At 70.2% G+C, this 14,869-nt stretch carries 11 protein-coding genes; 4 read left to right on the forward strand and 7 right to left on the reverse strand.

Features of this window, described 5'->3' with window-relative positions; translation table 11 throughout:
- Positions 1-68 precede the first annotated feature (68 nt).
- Genes ACFWIW_RS39970 through ACFWIW_RS39995 form a run of 6 tightly spaced genes read right to left on the reverse strand, consistent with a single transcriptional unit; the run spans position 69 to position 8,898 of the window.
- Positions 69-1,172 carry a uroporphyrinogen-III synthase gene (locus ACFWIW_RS39970; RefSeq protein WP_378373248.1) on the reverse strand — a complete coding sequence of 368 codons (1,104 nt, stop codon included), beginning with the start codon at positions 1,170-1,172 and terminating at the stop codon, positions 69-71.
- The gene (gene nirD / locus ACFWIW_RS39975) at positions 1,169-1,516 is read right to left on the reverse strand and encodes a nitrite reductase small subunit NirD (RefSeq protein ID WP_378373249.1); all 348 of its coding nucleotides are present in this window, start codon (positions 1,514-1,516) and stop codon (positions 1,169-1,171) included. Before nirD ends, ACFWIW_RS39970 begins: the two co-directional genes overlap by 4 nt.
- Positions 1,513-4,017 (reverse strand): nitrite reductase large subunit NirB, encoded by a 2,505-nt coding sequence (nirB, locus tag ACFWIW_RS39980; protein WP_378373250.1) that lies wholly within the window; start codon positions 4,015-4,017, stop codon positions 1,513-1,515. Before nirB ends, nirD begins: the two co-directional genes overlap by 4 nt.
- Complete coding sequence (locus tag ACFWIW_RS39985) at positions 4,017-5,375, reverse strand: nitrate/nitrite transporter (RefSeq protein ID WP_378373251.1); 1,359 nt, start codon at positions 5,373-5,375, stop codon at positions 4,017-4,019. The genes nirB and ACFWIW_RS39985 overlap by 1 nt, the downstream gene beginning before the upstream one ends.
- Positions 5,376-5,404: 29 nt before the next feature.
- The gene (locus ACFWIW_RS39990) at positions 5,405-6,832 is read right to left on the reverse strand and encodes an FAD-dependent oxidoreductase (RefSeq protein WP_378373252.1); all 1,428 of its coding nucleotides are present in this window, start codon (positions 6,830-6,832) and stop codon (positions 5,405-5,407) included.
- On the reverse strand, positions 6,829-8,898 hold the full coding sequence (locus ACFWIW_RS39995; RefSeq protein WP_378373253.1) for a molybdopterin oxidoreductase family protein: 2,070 nt from the start codon (positions 8,896-8,898) through the stop codon (positions 6,829-6,831). Before ACFWIW_RS39995 ends, ACFWIW_RS39990 begins: the two co-directional genes overlap by 4 nt.
- A 358-nt stretch (positions 8,899-9,256) precedes the next feature.
- Between ACFWIW_RS39995 and ACFWIW_RS40000 the strand changes: the two genes are divergently transcribed.
- The 3 genes from ACFWIW_RS40000 to ACFWIW_RS40010 are packed head-to-tail and all read left to right on the forward strand — an operon-like array spanning position 9,257 to position 12,717.
- Positions 9,257-9,781: a PadR family transcriptional regulator gene (locus ACFWIW_RS40000; RefSeq protein ID WP_063272003.1), complete on the forward strand. Its 525-nt coding sequence runs from the start codon at positions 9,257-9,259 to the stop codon at positions 9,779-9,781.
- Between the two features lie 15 nt (positions 9,782-9,796).
- Positions 9,797-10,477 (forward strand): ABC transporter ATP-binding protein, encoded by a 681-nt coding sequence (locus tag ACFWIW_RS40005; protein WP_378373254.1) that lies wholly within the window; start codon positions 9,797-9,799, stop codon positions 10,475-10,477.
- Positions 10,474-12,717, forward strand: a complete 2,244-nt coding sequence (locus ACFWIW_RS40010; protein WP_378373255.1) for an FtsX-like permease family protein — start codon at positions 10,474-10,476, stop codon at positions 12,715-12,717. Before ACFWIW_RS40005 ends, ACFWIW_RS40010 begins: the two co-directional genes overlap by 4 nt.
- Position 12,718: 1 nt before the next feature.
- Here ACFWIW_RS40010 and ACFWIW_RS40015 read toward each other — a convergent pair whose 3' ends face one another.
- A complete protein-coding gene (locus ACFWIW_RS40015) occupies positions 12,719-13,516 on the reverse strand; it encodes a TIGR02569 family protein (protein ID WP_378373256.1) in 798 nt (265 codons plus the stop codon).
- A gap of 105 nt (positions 13,517-13,621) precedes the next feature.
- Here ACFWIW_RS40015 and ACFWIW_RS40020 point away from each other — a divergent pair, with 105 nt between their 5' ends.
- Positions 13,622-14,590 (forward strand): hypothetical protein, encoded by a 969-nt coding sequence (locus ACFWIW_RS40020; protein ID WP_378373257.1) that lies wholly within the window; start codon positions 13,622-13,624, stop codon positions 14,588-14,590.
- Positions 14,591-14,869: the final 279 nt, after the last annotated feature.

A 14,869-nucleotide genomic window follows, 5' to 3' on the forward strand; every position in this document is an offset into this window, starting at 1 on the left:
CGCATTTCGTCCTCTGAATGCGGTCGTTGCACGCGCAAGGACCGCATTCAGAGGGCGAAACGCGGGCGTCAGGGGTCGACGGCCAGGCGGTAGCCGCGTTTCACCACCGTCTGGACGAGTTTCGGCGTGCCCAAGGAATTCCGCAGGCGGCCGATGGCGGTTTCGACGGCGTGTTCCTCGCCGCCGTCGGGCAACGCGGAAACCAGCTCCCGCCGGGAGAACACCCGCCCCGGCGACTCCGCCAGCGCCCGCAGTATGGCCATCGGCGCGGGCGCGATGTCGCACCACTGCCCGTCGACCAGCGCCGCCTGACCGCGTAGTTCGATCCTCCGTCCGCCCGCGGTCAGCCGCGGCGAACGTGATTCGAGCGCGTCGGACACCGTCCGCGCCAGCGCGCCGATGCGCGACCGCGCGGGCTGCACCGTCGGGATGCCGAGCGCGGCCAGCGGCGCCGCGGTGATCGGCCCGACGCAGGCCGCCACGACCCGTTTCTCCAGTGCCCGCACCACTCCCGGCAGCCGTCCGGTCCGCTTCGCCACCGCCAGCATGGACGCCGCCGCGGGCGCGCTGGTGAACGGCAACGCGTCCACCGAACCGTCAACGACGCTGTCCAGCAGCCGGTCCAGCGGCCCCGGATCGGCAGGCCCGACCCACCGGTACACCGGCACCTCGATCACCTCGGCGCCCGCGGACCGCAGACTGTCCACAAAGTACGGAAGCGGCTCGCCGTGCAGCTGCACCGCGATCCGCTGACCGTCCACACCGGAATCGAGCAGATGTCTCAGCACCTCGGCGTTGCTCTCCGAGGCGGGCGAGTAGTCCTCCGAAAGCCCGGCCGCGCGGATCGCGCCCTTGGCCTTCGGGCCGCGCGCGAGCAGCGCCGACTTCCCCAGCCTGCCCAGCAGCTCCTCCCCCAGCCCCCAGCCTTCGGCCGCCTCGACCCAGCCGCGGAAGCCGATCCCGGTCGTCGCGACGACGACGTCGACCCGGTCTTCCAGCAGGCGCATGGTGGCCGACCGCAGTTCCGTGTCGTCGGCGAGCGGCACGATCCGGATCGCCGGGCCGTAGCGCACGGTCGCACCCTTGCGCACGAACAGCGCGCCGAGCTCGTCAGCCCGTCGCGCCGCCGTGATCCCGATGACGAATCCCGCCAGGGGAAGGACTTCTGTCACGGCGAGAATTCCACCTCCACCACACCCCCGGTGACCCGCACCCGATACGCCGCGACCGAGACTCCCTCGGCGTCGAGGCACGCACCGGTCCGCAGGTCGAAGCGTTCCTTGTACACCGGCGAAGCCACCACCGGGACGCCGCCCGCGTCGCCGACGATGCCTCGCGAAAGCACCGCCGCGCCGCTGATCGGGTCCACATTGGACAGCGCGTACCACCGGTCGTCCGGGAGCCGGAAGATCGCCACCTGCGTCCCGCCGTCGAGCAGGGCCGCGACACCGGACCATTCGGGGACGGCGCCCGCCGCGCAGACGGCGGTCCAGGTGCGCTCGATCGACGTCGTCACTGTTTCACCTCCGGGATGCCCAGCAGCACGGGCACCTTCTGGTCGCGTTCGGTGCGGAACGAGATCGTCGGGTCCGGCGTGCCCGGCGCGTTGACGAACGAGCTGAACTTCGCCAGCTTCTCCGGGTCCTCCAGCACGCCGCGCCATTCGTCGGCGTAGTCGCCGACGTGTTTGGCCATCGCCGCGTCGAGGTCCTCGCAGATGCCGAGCTTGTCGTCGACGATCACCGCGCGCAGGTGGTCGAGCCCGCCTTCCATCTCCTCGACCCACGGCGCGGTGCGCTGCAGGCGGTCGGCCGTGCGGACGTAGAACATCAGGAACCGGTCGATCGTCCGGATCAGCGTCTCGGTGTCCACTTCGGACACAAGCAGATCCGCGTGCCGTGGGGTCGCGCCGCCGTTCCCACCGACGTAAAGGTTCCAGCCCTTGTCGGTCGCGATGACACCGAAGTCCTTGCTCCGCGCCTCCGCGCATTCCCGCGCACAGCCCGAAACGGCCGACTTCAGTTTGTGCGGCGAACGCAGGCCGCGATAGCGCAGCTCCAGCTCGATGGCGAGCCCGACGCTGTCCTGCACGCCGTAGCGGCACCACGTCGAACCGACGCACGACTTCACCGTGCGCAACGACTTCCCGTACGCGTGCCCGGACTCGAACCCGGCGTCGACGAGCCGCCGCCAGATCAGCGGGAGCTGGTCGACGGTGGCGCCGAACAGGTCGATCCGCTGCCCGCCGGTGATCTTGGTGTACAGCCCGAAATCCATCGCCACCTGCGCGATCACCATGAGCTTCTCCGGCGTGACCTCTCCGCCGGGGATCCGCGGCACCACCGAATAGGTGCCGTTGCGCTGGAGGTTCGCGAGGAACTTGTCGTTGGTGTCCTGCAGGGTCGCCTGTTCGCCGGCGAGGATATGCCCGTTGCCCAGCGTGGCCAGGATGGACGCGATCGCCGGTTTGCAGATCGCGCAGCCGGTTCCGGTGCCGTAGCGGTCGATCATCTCGCTGAACGTGGTGATCCGCGTGGCCTGCAGGATCTGGAACAGCTCCGCGCGCGACTGGGTGAAGTGCTCGCACAACGCCTTCGACTGCTCGACACCGCACGCCGTCAGCAGCTTGCCCAGCAGCGGAACACACGATCCGCAGGCCGTGCCCGCCCGGGTGCAGCCCTTGATCTTGGCGACCGAATCGCAGCCTTCTTCGGTGATCGCGTGTGTGATCGCGCCCTTGGAAACCGCGTTGCAGGAACAGATCTGCGCCGCGTCCGGCAGCGCGTCGACGCCGACCGCGGCCCCGCCGCCGGACGGGGCGAGGATCGCGCCCGGTTCGGCGGGCAGCGGCCTGCCGACCATCGCGCGCAGGGTGTTGAACTCGCTCGCGTCGCCGACCAGCACCCCGCCGAGCAACGTCTTCGAGTCATCCGAGACGACCAGCTTCTTGTACGTCCCGGCGACGGCGTCGTTGAACGCGACCTCCAGCGCGCCCTCGGTCGCCGCGTGCGCGTCGCCGAAGCTGGCGACGTCGACACCCATGAGCTTGAGCTTCGTCGACATGTCCGGCTCGGGGAAGGTGCCCTCGCCGCCGGTCAGCCGCGCCGCGACGATCTCCGCCATCGCGTACCCGGGCGCCACGATGCCGTACACCTTGCCGTCCACGGCCGCGCACTCGCCGATCGCGTACACGGCGGGGTCGGCCGTCCGGCAGGTGTCGTCGACCAGGATCCCGCCCCGCGCACCGACTTCCAGCCCGGACGAGCGGGCAAGATCGTCGCGCGGCCGGATACCGGCGGAGAAGACGACCAGATCGACGTCGAGTTCCGTACCGTTGCCGAGCTTCGCGATGTAGCGTTCGCCGTCCGGCTCGATGGCGTCGGTCGACGTTCCCGTGTGGACAGTCACGTCGAGATCGGTGATCAGCCGACGGAGCAGGCCGCCCCCGCCCTCGTCGACCTGCAGCGGCATCAGGCGCGGCGCCATCTCGACCACGTGCGGCGAAAGCCCCATGTCCCGCAACGCCTTCGCGGCTTCCAGCCCCAGGAGCCCGCCACCGATGACGACCGCCGAACGCCGTCCGCGCCCGGGCCGCTGAGCGGCTTCCCGGATGGCGTCGAGGTCTTCGATCGTCCGGTAGACGAAGCAGCCGGGGAGGTCGTGACCAGGCACCGGCGGGACGAACGGACGCGAACCGGTCGCGAGGACGAGCGTGTCGTACGGCTGCTCGTGCCCCGCTTCGGTGACGACGATCTTGCGCTCGCGATCCACCGAAGCGACCGTGTCCCCGAGCCGCAGCTCGACCAGCGGGTCACCCGCGTAGTCCGCTCCCTCCAAGGCGAGGGAGGCCGGATCCCAAGTGTCCACATAGGACGTCAAGGCGACCCGGTCGTACGCGGGACGCGCCTCCTCGGCGAGCACCACGACCTGCCATTGGCCGGTCTTGTCCTCCGCGCGCACGGCCTCCACGAGCCGGTGCGCGACCATGCCATGTCCGACGACGACGAGTTTCCGCATCAGACCTCCGCTCCGGCGAGCGCCAGACCTCGGGTGCTCGCCACCTCCGACTGCTGTTTGCGCAGATACACCGCCCATGTGACGGCGAAGCACAGCCCGTAGAAGACGAGGAAGGCGATGAACGCCGGCACCCCGCTCTTCGTGTCGGCGAACGACTGGCGGAAGGCCAGGTTGATGAACAACCCGCCGAGCGCGCCGATCGCCCCGGCCAGCCCGATCAACGCGCCGGAGAGCTTGCGGGCCTTGAGCATCTCCAGCGTCTCGTCCGCACCCTCGCTGATCGCGACCTTCGCCTTGGCCCGGAAGATCGCCGGGATCATCTTGTACGTCGAGCCGTTGCCGATCCCGGTGAGCACGAACAGCACGATGAACGCGATGGTGAACAACGCCAGCGAGTTCGACGTCGACGCCAGGATCAGCACCACGGTCGCCGCGGCCATGCCGACGAACGTCACGAAGGTGATCTTGCCGCCGCCGATCCGGTCGGCCAGCCAGCCGCCGGTCGGCCGCGAGAACGAGCCGAGCAGCGGGCCGAGGAACGTCACCGCCGCAGCCTGCAGCGGGGTGCGGCCGAACTGGTTCTGCAGCACCAGGCCGAAAGCGAAGCTGTAGCCGATGAACGAACCGAAGGTGCCGACGTAGAGGAACGACATCACCCAGGTGTGCGGATCCTTGACGACCTCGCGCATCGCCTTGGTGTCACCCTTCATCGAGGCAAGGTTGTCCATGTAGAAGTACGCGCAGACCGCCGCGACCACGATCAGCGGGATGTAGATCGCGAGCACCACCCGCGGCGCGGTCGCACCGACGGTGCCGATGACAAGCAGGCCGATCAGCTGGATCGCCGCCACACCGAGGTTCCCGCCGCCCGCGTTGAGCCCGAGCGCCCAGCCCTTGTGCTTCTCGGGGTAGAACGCGTTGATGTTGGTCATCGACGACGCGAAATTCCCGCCGCCGACCCCGCCGAGCGCGGCGATCAGCAGGAACGTGCCGAGTGAGGTGCCCGGCTCCATCGCGATCGCCGCCAGGATCGTGGGCGCCAGCAACAGCATCGCGCTGACGATCGTCCAGTTCCGGCCGCCGAACCGCGCCACCGCGAAGGTGTAGAGCGGCCGCATCAGCGCGCCGATCAGCGTCGGGGTCGAGACCAGCAGGAATTTGTCGGCGGCGGAGAAACCGTACTGCGGGCCCATGAACAGGACCATGACCGACCACAGTGTCCAGACGGAGAAGCCGATGTGCTCGGCAAGGATGGAGAACCAGAGGTTCCGCCGGGCGACCTTCTTCCCCGTCTCCTCCCAGAACTGCTCGTTCTCCGGATCCCAGTGCTCGATCCAGCGCTTTCCACGAGCTGTCATGAGGTCCTCCTTGGTGGATGCGTTCGGGTTCACTGGGCGGCCAGCCATTTCGCGACCCCGCCGACGGCGTCCTTGCAACCGCCGCAGCCGGTCGTCGCGCGGGTCGCCCCGGCGAGGGCGGCGACGTCGGTGGCGCCACCGCGCCACGCTTCGACGAGCCGTCCCTTGGTCACCGCGTTGCAGCGGCAGATGACCGCCGACGCGGGCAGATCGGCCGGGCTCGCCGCCGATGGCGCCCCGGGCGGCAGTGAGCGTCCTAAAAGGACAGCAAGCCGGTCTTCGGGTACCGGGGTACCCCGGTCGTAGAGCTGCGTGATCGTCGCGGCCGCGTCGGGCAGGCCGAGCAGGATCGCGCCGGCCACGCGGTTCTCGCGGATGACGAGCTTGCCGTAGCGGCAGCCCGCCGGATCGCTGAAGGTGAGCACTTCGGCGGTCGGGTCGTCCGCGCTGGTCATCGTCTCGCCGAGCGCGGTGAGGTCGATGCCCCGCGCCTTCAGCCTCGTCACCGCTTGAGTACCGCGGTACCGCGACGCGGATTTCGTGCCGGTGACCAGATCCGCGACGACGGCGGCCTGTTCCCACGCGGGCTGCACGAGACCGCCGAACGCGCCCGGATGCTTCGCGCAGTCGCCGATCGCGTGGATCCGGCCGTCGCTGGTACGCAGCAGATCGTCGACGACGATGCCGCCTTCGACCGTCAGCCCGGCGTCCACGGCCAGTTTCGTCTCGGGCCGGACGCCGGTGGAGACGACGATGAGATCGGCGGGCACATGCGTGCCGTCGTCGAGTTTGAGCCCGTCGCCGCTGACGTAACGCGCGGCACCGACACCGAGCCGGAAGGCGACGCCGAGTTCTTCGAGTTTCCTGGTCAGCACCCGCGCCGATTCCGCGTCCAGCTGACGTTCCATGATGTGCGGCATCGGATGCACGACGGTGACGAGGTTTCCGCGTCCGGCGAGACCCCGCGCGGCTTCCAGGCCGAGCAGCCCGCCGCCGAGCACCGCGACGGGCGCGCCCAGTTTGGCGGCGTCGAGGATACGCGCGCAGTCGTCGAGGGTACGGAACGCGACGACGTCCGGGCCGGGTTCGAGCCCTTCGACCGGCGGCATCCACGGGTTGGCCCCGGTGGCGAGCACGAGCGCGTCGTAGTCCACAGTGGACCCGTCGTCGAGGTGGATCCGGCGCGCGTCCCGGTCGATCGACGTCGCGGAGACACCCCGGCGCAGGTCCGCGCGGGTGCGGGACGGCCATTCGTCGTCGTGCAGCCGGACGGCCTCCGGCCGCATGGTGCCGGCGACGACCGACGAGAGCAGCACCCGGTTGTACGCCGTGTGCTCCTCCGCGCCGACGACGGTGAGCCGCACGCGCTCGCCGTCGGGGTCGCGGCGCTGGATCTCGTCCGCGAGCCGCGCGCCCGCCATCCCGTATCCGGCGATGACCACCGACCGGGGGCTCACGCGGCGGCCTCGGCCGGGGCGAGCGCGACCGCGCACACCTTGAACTCGGGCATCCGGCTCGTCGGGTCGAGCGCCGGGTTGGTCAGCAGGTTCGCCCTGCCCTCGCCGGGGAAATGGAACGGCAGGAACACCAGGTCGGGGCGCAGTGACGCCACACAGCGGACGCGTGCGACGGTCTCCCCGCGGCGGGAGCGCACGATCGCGAGGTCGCCCTCGGCCAGTCCCGCACGGGCAGCGGTGTCGGGATGAACTTCCACGAAGGCCTCCGCCACGACGTCGTTGAGTTCCTTGACCAGCCGGGTCTGCGCCCCGGACTGGTAGTGCTGCAGGACCCGTCCGGTGGTGGCCTGCAAGGGGAATTCGGCGTCGGGCACCTCGGCCGGGCCGACGTGGTCCACGGGCACGAACCGCGCGCGGCCGTCCGGGTGGGCGAAGGAGTCGAGGAACATCCGCGGCGTGCCGGGATGCGATTCCGCCGGGACCGGCCAGTAGAGGGCCTCGCCGTCGCGAAGCCGGTCGTAGGTGATGCCCGAGTAGTCGGCGACACCGCCCTTGGACGCCTGGCGCAGCTCGGTGAAGACGGTCTCGGCATCCGCCGGGAACCGGCCGTCGGGCTGGCCGAACCGGCGGGCGAGTTCGGAAAGCACGTAAAGATCGGTCTTCGCGCCGGACGGCGGGTCGATCGCCTTGCGGCGCAGGAGGATCCGGCCTTCGAGGTTGGTCATCGTGCCGTCCTCCTCGGCCCACTGGGTGACCGGCAGGACGACGTCGGCCATCGCCGCCGTCTCCGAAAGGACGAGGTCCGAGACCACCAGGAAGTCCAAAGAGGACACTTTGTCCTGGATGTTCCCGGCCCCGGGCGCGGAGACGACGAGGTTGCTGCCGAACACCATGAGCGCGCTCGGCCCGTCTTCGGTGCCGAGCGCCTCCAGCAGTTCGACGGCCGAACGGCCCGGCCCCGGCAGGGACTCCGGCGGCACACCCCAGACCCCGGCGACGTACTCGCGGGCGGCGGGGTCGTCGATCTTGCGGTAGCCGGGCAGCTGGTCGGCCTTCTGCCCGTGTTCACGACCGCCTTGGCCGTTGCCCTGCCCGGTCAGGCAACCGAAGCCGGATCCCTTGCGCCCGGGCAGGCCGAGGGCGAGCGAGAGGTTGATCCAGGCGTTGACCATCGCGGTGCCGTTGGCGTGCTGTTCGGTGCCGCGCGCGGTGAGGACGTAGGCGTTGCGGGCGGCGGCGAGCTTGGCGGCGACGCGGCGCTGATCCGCGGCGGAGACGCCGGTGATCTGCTCGACGCGCTCCGGCCACCAGGCCGCGACCGAACGCCACAGCTCTTCGAAACCGCTGGTGCGCTTGTCCACATAGGACTGATCGAGCAGACCGTCGGCGACGACGGCGTGCAGGATGCCCTGCGCGAGCGCGAGGTCGGTGCCCGGCGCGGGCTGCAGGTGCAGTCCGGCCAGTTCGGCGGTCGGCGTGCGGCGCGGGTCGACGACGATCAGGTCCGCGCCTCGCAGGTGCTGGGTGAACGGCGGCATCGTCTCGGCCGGGTTCGCGCCGATCAGCAGGACCGCGTCGGCGTCGGCGAGATCCGTGACCGGGAACGGCATGCCGCGGTCGGCGCCGAACGCCTTGATCCCGGCGGCGGCCGCCGACGACATGCAGAATCGGCCGTTGTAGTCGATCTGCGAGGTACCCAGCGCGATCCGCGCGAACTTGCCCAGCAGATACGCCTTCTCGTTGGTCAGCCCACCGCCGCCGAAGACGGCGACCGAGTCGGCTCCCTTGGCCGCGCGGATCTCGGTGAGCCGCCGGGCGACGAGGTCGAGCGCCTGCAGCCAGCTCGCGGGCCGGAGTTCGCCGTCGACCCTGATCAGCGGTGTCGTCAGGCGGGACGGCGAGGTGAGCAGCTCCCCCGACGTCCAGCCCTTCTGGCAGAGGCCGCCGGCGTTCACCGGGAAGTCGCGCGGGGCGACCCGGGCGCCGTCGAGGCTCATCCCGCACTGCAGGGCGCAGTACGGGCAGTGCGTGTCCACCGCGGTCACGGTGGGGGCGGCGAGCGGCACGGGCACCTCCTCCAGGCGTCGATAGCGCTTGAAGGTAGGTAGGCCGTGTTACCTGAAAACTCCTGAATGTTTCAGGCGTTTGACATTGCCCGCCGACGATGGACGTCACACCGTGAGGTCCGTGCTGTCCGTGAAGGCCTCCTTGAGGGACTCTGGGTCCCTCAAGGAGGCCTTCACGGACCTGCGCAAGCCCCAGGCCGCGTCGCGATGCGGCACAGGTCCATCGGGGGGGCCGAAGGGGCCCTTCACCGCATGCCACGCGACGAAGGGGCCCTTCACCGCGTGAGCATGAATTGCGGGGAAAGTCCCCTTCAGCAGCTATACACTCGATGTATAGAACGTGTGTATAGTCGCTCGCATGTCCATCGGGAACACGCTGCTCGGCCTGCTCGAAGCCGGCCCGAAGCACGGTTACGACCTCAAACAGCTCTACGACAAGCAGTTCCGCCAAGACCGCCCACTGCACTACGGGCAGGTCTACTCGACGTTGAACCGGCTCCTGAAGAACGGCCTCGTCGAGGAGAACGGCGTCGAAGCCGGCGGCGGTCCCGACCGGAAGCGGTACGCGATCACCGACGCCGGCGTCACCAACGTCGAGGAATGGCTGAAAAGCCCGGAAAACCCCTCGGTCTACCTGCAGAACACGCTCTACACCAAGGTCGTGCTCGCGCTCCTGTCCGGCCGCGGCGCCCAGGATCTGCTCGACGCGCAGCGGAGCTCCCACCTGCGCGCCATGCGCGAGCTCACCGCCCGCAAAACCGACGGCGACCTCGCCGACCAGCTGATCTGCGATCACGCGCTGTTCCACCTGGAAGCGGATCTGCGGTGGCTGGAGCTCACCGCCGCCCGCCTCGACGACCTCGCGCGCCAGCTGGCGCGCTGATCTGGGGACCACACAGTGGAAACACCGTTGTTACACGGGCTCGGCCTGCACAAGGCCTTCGGCCCGAATCGGGCGCTGGCCGGGGCCGGGTTGACGCTCGAACCCGGCGAGATCGTCGCGGTCATGGGGCCATCCGGGTCCGGGAAATCGACCCTGCTGCACTGCCTGTCCGGGATCGTCCGGCCCGACGAGGGGCAGGTCCTCTTCCGCGGGCGTGACCTCGCGAGCATGTCCGACGCCGAACGCAGTGCCCTGCGGCGCACCGAATTCGGTTTCGTCTTCCAGTTCGGGCAGCTCGTGCCGGAGCTGACGTGTCTGGAGAACGTCGCGCTGCCGCTGCGGCTGAGCGGGATGCGGCGCCGCCCCGCCGAGCGGATCGCGCGCGGCTGGCTCGACCGGCTTGCGGTCGGCGACACCGACGACAGCACACCCGGCCAGGTTTCGGGCGGGCAGAGCCAGCGGGTCGCGATGGCCAGGGCGCTGGTCACCGAACCGTCGGTGATCTTCGCCGACGAACCGACCGGCGCGCTGGACACGCTCAGCGGGGAGTTGGTCATGCGCCTGCTGTCCGAGGCGGCGAACCAGACCGACGCCGCCGTCGTCCTGGTCACCCACGAACCGCGGGTGGCCGCCTACTCCGGCCGGGAGGTCATCGTGCGCGACGGCCGGACACGGGAACCGGCGGTGACCCGATGACCGGGCGCGAAGACCTCATGCTCGGGTTCCGGCTGGCCGTCGGGGGCGGCCGGGGCTCGATCGTCAGGCTCGTCCTGAGCACCGTCGGCATCGGGCTCGCGGTGGCGATCCTGCTGCTCGGCGCCTCCGCGGGCACCATCAAGGAGAACCGCGACCAGCGGACGTTCGCCGCTTCCGTGCGGAGCGAACCGATCCCGGGCGTCGCGCCGCTGGACTACCGCGCGACGACGACCGACTTCCGCGGACAGGTGATCTCGCTCGTCCATCTGCGGGCCACCGGGCCGGGATCGCCGATCCCGCCGGGGGTGGACCGGCTGCCCGCACCGGGCGAGGTCTTCCTTTCGCCGAAGCTGGGCGAGCTCGTCGCGTCCGACACCAGCGGCCTGCTGCGGCCTCGTCTGCCCGGTAAGCCGGTCGGGCTCATCGCCGCGGAGACCACGCTCAATCCCGACGACCTGATCGCCTACGTCGGCACGGACGCGCTGCGGGACGGGCGCACGATCTACGGCTTCGGCGCCGAACCCGGCTACCACACCGTGATCGAGAACGGGATCCTGATCCTCCTGCTGCTCGGTCTCTTCGTCCTGCTCACGCCGGTGTTCATCTTCGTCGGGGCGGTCTCGCGGCTCGGCGGCGCCGCCCGGGACCGGCGGCTCGCGGCATTGCGGCTGGCGGGTTCGTCCCTCGGCCAGCTGCGCCGGATCACCGCGGCGGAGTCCCTCGTGGGCGCCGCGGCCGGGCTGGTCGCCGGTACCGCGCTGTTCCTGCTCTTCCGCGGCGCGGTGGCGGGCTTCCAGGTGTTCCGGTTCGGGGTGTACCCGAAGGATCTGACGCCGTCGTGGCCGTTGGTGGTGCTGATCGTGCTCGCGGTCCCGGCCCTGACCGTGGCGACGGCTTGGGCGGCCCAGCGGCACACGGTCGTCGAACCGCTCGGAGTCGTCCGCGAGACCGCGCCGCCGAAGCGCCGGTTGTGGTGGCGGCTGCTGCCGGTCGTCCTCGGGATCCTCTTGATCGCCCCGGATCTCGGCGTCGCGAGCGAGCTCGGCCGCTGGGCGCTGATCGGCGGCGCGGTCCTGCTGTTGCTCGGGATTCCCGCGCTGCTGCCGTGGCTGCTGGAACGCGTCGTTTCGCGGATCAAGGGCGGGCCGCCGTCGTTCCAGCTCGCGATCCGCCGTCTGCAGAGCGACAGCGGGACCCCGTCACGGGTGGTCGCGGGGCTCTGCGTGGTCCTCGCCGGGGCGATCGCGCTGCAGAGTCTCCTGGCGGGACAGGCCGCGATGGAGGCCGGTCGCCAGGACGAGACGGCGGGCCGGATCACCGTTTACGCGGACGGCGCCGCGGCCGACCGGGCGATCGCCGCGGTCCGCGCGGTACCCGGCGCGGCCGACTTCCAGGCCATGCGCTCGATGTTCGTCGACTCGATTCGCGGGGACGGCGCGCTCGTCCTGTTCGCCGTCGCCGACTGCGCCACGATCGAGGCGGCCACCACCGCGACCGGTTGCCGCGACGGCGACGTGTTCGCCACCCCGTCTTTCGTCCATAAAGGACAGTCGGTGAAGATCACCGACGACGGCAAACGAGAGCAGCCATGGACCGTTCCGGCCACGCCGCGAGCGCTCGAAGCGAAACCGTCGGGGATGGCCGAGCTACTGGGACTGCACGTGCTCGCGACGCCCGCCGCCATGACGGGCGTCGACCTGGCCGCCGCGTCGGTCACGGTGAGCCTGCGCGGGACGACCGGGAATCCGGATTTCGCCGAACTGGTGCGGAACTCGGTGGCGCCCTACAGCGGGCAGGTCACCGTGGCGTCCTTCAACGGGAACCGGGCCGCCGACGAGGCCCGGATGTTCGACGACGCGCGGACCATCCTGCTCGGTGGCGCGCTGTTCGTCCTGCTGCTGGCCGGGGTGAGCCTGCTGGTGCTCGCCCAGGAACAGGTCCGGGAACGGCGGCGGGCGCTCGGCGCGCTGTCCGCCACCGGCGTCCCGGTGCGCGTGATCGTCCGGTCCCTGCTGTGGCAGAACGGGATTCCGCTGCTGCTGGGCATCGTGATCGCGACAGGGACCGGGATCGCCGTCGCCGCGCTGGGCAAGCGGCTGTTCCGGGACGGGCTGTATGTCGACTGGTCCGCGGTCGCGCTGCTCGCCGCGGCGGCCGTCGTGATGGTGCTGCTGGTGACGGCGTCGACGGTGCCGTCCGTTCGCTCGGCGGCGAGGACGGAGAACCTGCGCACCGAATGACCTACAGCACGGCGCTCACGTCCCGGGCGGCGGCACGGAGTCCGTCGTGCGCCGCCCGGGTCGACCGCGGGTCGAGAGCGTTGGCCGCCAAGCGGAAGAGCACGGCGCGCAGCAGAAGCTGAGGCCATTCGGGCAGATGCGCCCAGCGTTCGAGAAGATCGATGGTGGCGCCGCCCCAGGCCAGCGCGTCGACCGCGACGATCGCGGCGCCCCATTCACCGGGCCGGTAGTACGGCACGAAATCGACGATGCCGGGAGCCGCGTCGCCGTCGAACAGCACGCCGGCGAGAAGCTCCCCGTGGACGACCTGGTCCGGCAGGTTGACCGGTCTTCGGGATCCCGCCAGTACCTCGAACCAGCGGCCGCCCTTGTTCTCGTCGAGGGACATGTCCGCCTCGCCCCAGGCGAGTTTGTCGGCCAGCGCCTCGATATCGGTGCGCCGTCCCAGGAAATCCGGCCGGGGCAGGCCCGCCGTCGCGCGATGCAGTTTGACCGCCGCGTGCACGACCTCGTCGTAGCGGTGCTCGGCCGTACCGGACACGAACCGGTTCGCCGACCAGCCGCCGACCACCCAGCGGCCGTCACTGGACCGGACCGGCTTCGCGACCCGCAGCCCCGGCTCGTCGACGGCTTCCAGGGCCCTGGCCGTCCACAGGGTCCGCGACTTGTCGACGACCGGCTTGAGCACGAGATCGTTGTAGCGCCAGGAATCGGTGCCGGGCATCGGTTCCGCGTCACCGGTACGTCCGCCGAACGCCGAACAGACGTGTTCCGGAGGGCTTTCAAGGGTGGCACGCACGGCTCGGCACGTTACCCCGTCTTCCGCGCCACGAACGAGAAGACGCGCTGGTCTTGAGTAGCGATACTCAAGACACGATCGCTTCTGACCTGCCATTCTTCGACCGTGATCCCCCGAACGGCGCAGCGCCGCCTCACCGACGGGCAACTCACCGCCCTCGCACTCGGTTCACTGTGGCTGCTCGGAACGCTGGGCGCGGTCACCGTGGGCCTGTTGCTCCCGCTCGCCGCGTTCCTGCACGTCCCCTGGATCGCGTTGCCGGTCCCGCTCGTGTCGATCGGCGTGGTCTACCTCGTCGGTTTCGCGGCGCCAGACGCCTTTCCGGCCGTCGCGAAGCCTTGGCCCCGGCTGGCTTGGGCTTTCGCGGCCGGGATTTCCGGCGTTTTCGGCGCGATCTTCGTGCTGGAGGTGGCGGAGGCGTTCGATCCCTGGTTCGCGGTGCCGTTCCTCGGGGCGCCGGTGGTGCTCGTCGCGGGTCTGTTCGCGCGGGGACCCGGTGTCCGGGCGGGCGCGGGTTTCCTCCTGGTCGCACTGATCGCGGGCGGGATCGCCGTCCCCTCGTCGCTGCCTCCGGACACCCCCGCACGGCGCCTCGCCGCGACCGGCGTCCCGCACGAGCGCACCCTCGCCGCGGACCTCGGCGCGCATCGGCTCCCGACCAAGACGACCGAAGACTCCGGTTCGCTGATCGTCGAGTACGCGCCTCAGCTGTGGATCTCACCCGTCTGGACCTTCGCGACCGACGTCGTCGAGAGCTGCGATACAGCGGTGAAGACCGCCTGGCGCCTCGAAAACGCGACGTGCACCCAGGTCGGCGAAGGCGAGTTCGTGCGACGCGACGCCGAGCGGATCGAGTTCGTCCAGCGACGCGGCGCGCTGTCGGTGCACGTCGCGGGCAACCACAACTGGAAACCCGAGGAACTGCGGGAACTGGCCGGGAAGACTCATCCGCTGACCGACGCCGAGATCATCGCCGCCGTGCCGAAGTCGCGCGGCGGGAACCGGACCGATGTCTTGGCTGGGTTCACGACCTTCGTGCGGGCGATCTTCGTGGGCCGTTCCGTCGGCTACTGACGCCCGGGGAGCAAGGGACCTTTGCTACCAACCCGCTGCCTAGGTACATGAAGGCCCCCTTCCTGTACCTAGGCGCAAGGAAGGGGGCCTTCGTGTACTTGGGCTTGAGCTTGCGGGCTGCGGGGCTGCTGGGGCGATTCGGCATTCCGTGAGGGCCTCCTTCACTACCTTCAGGGTAGGCAAGGAGGCCCTCACGGCGCCGCCAAGACCAAAGCGAGCAAGGGAACTTTGCTACCACTTTGCGCGTGAAGGCCCCCTTCCCTCGACTGAGCCGAGGGA

Origin of the sequence: Amycolatopsis sp. NPDC058340 (assembly GCF_042723975.1) — a bacterium.
Taxonomy (GTDB): domain Bacteria; phylum Actinomycetota; class Actinomycetes; order Mycobacteriales; family Pseudonocardiaceae; genus Amycolatopsis.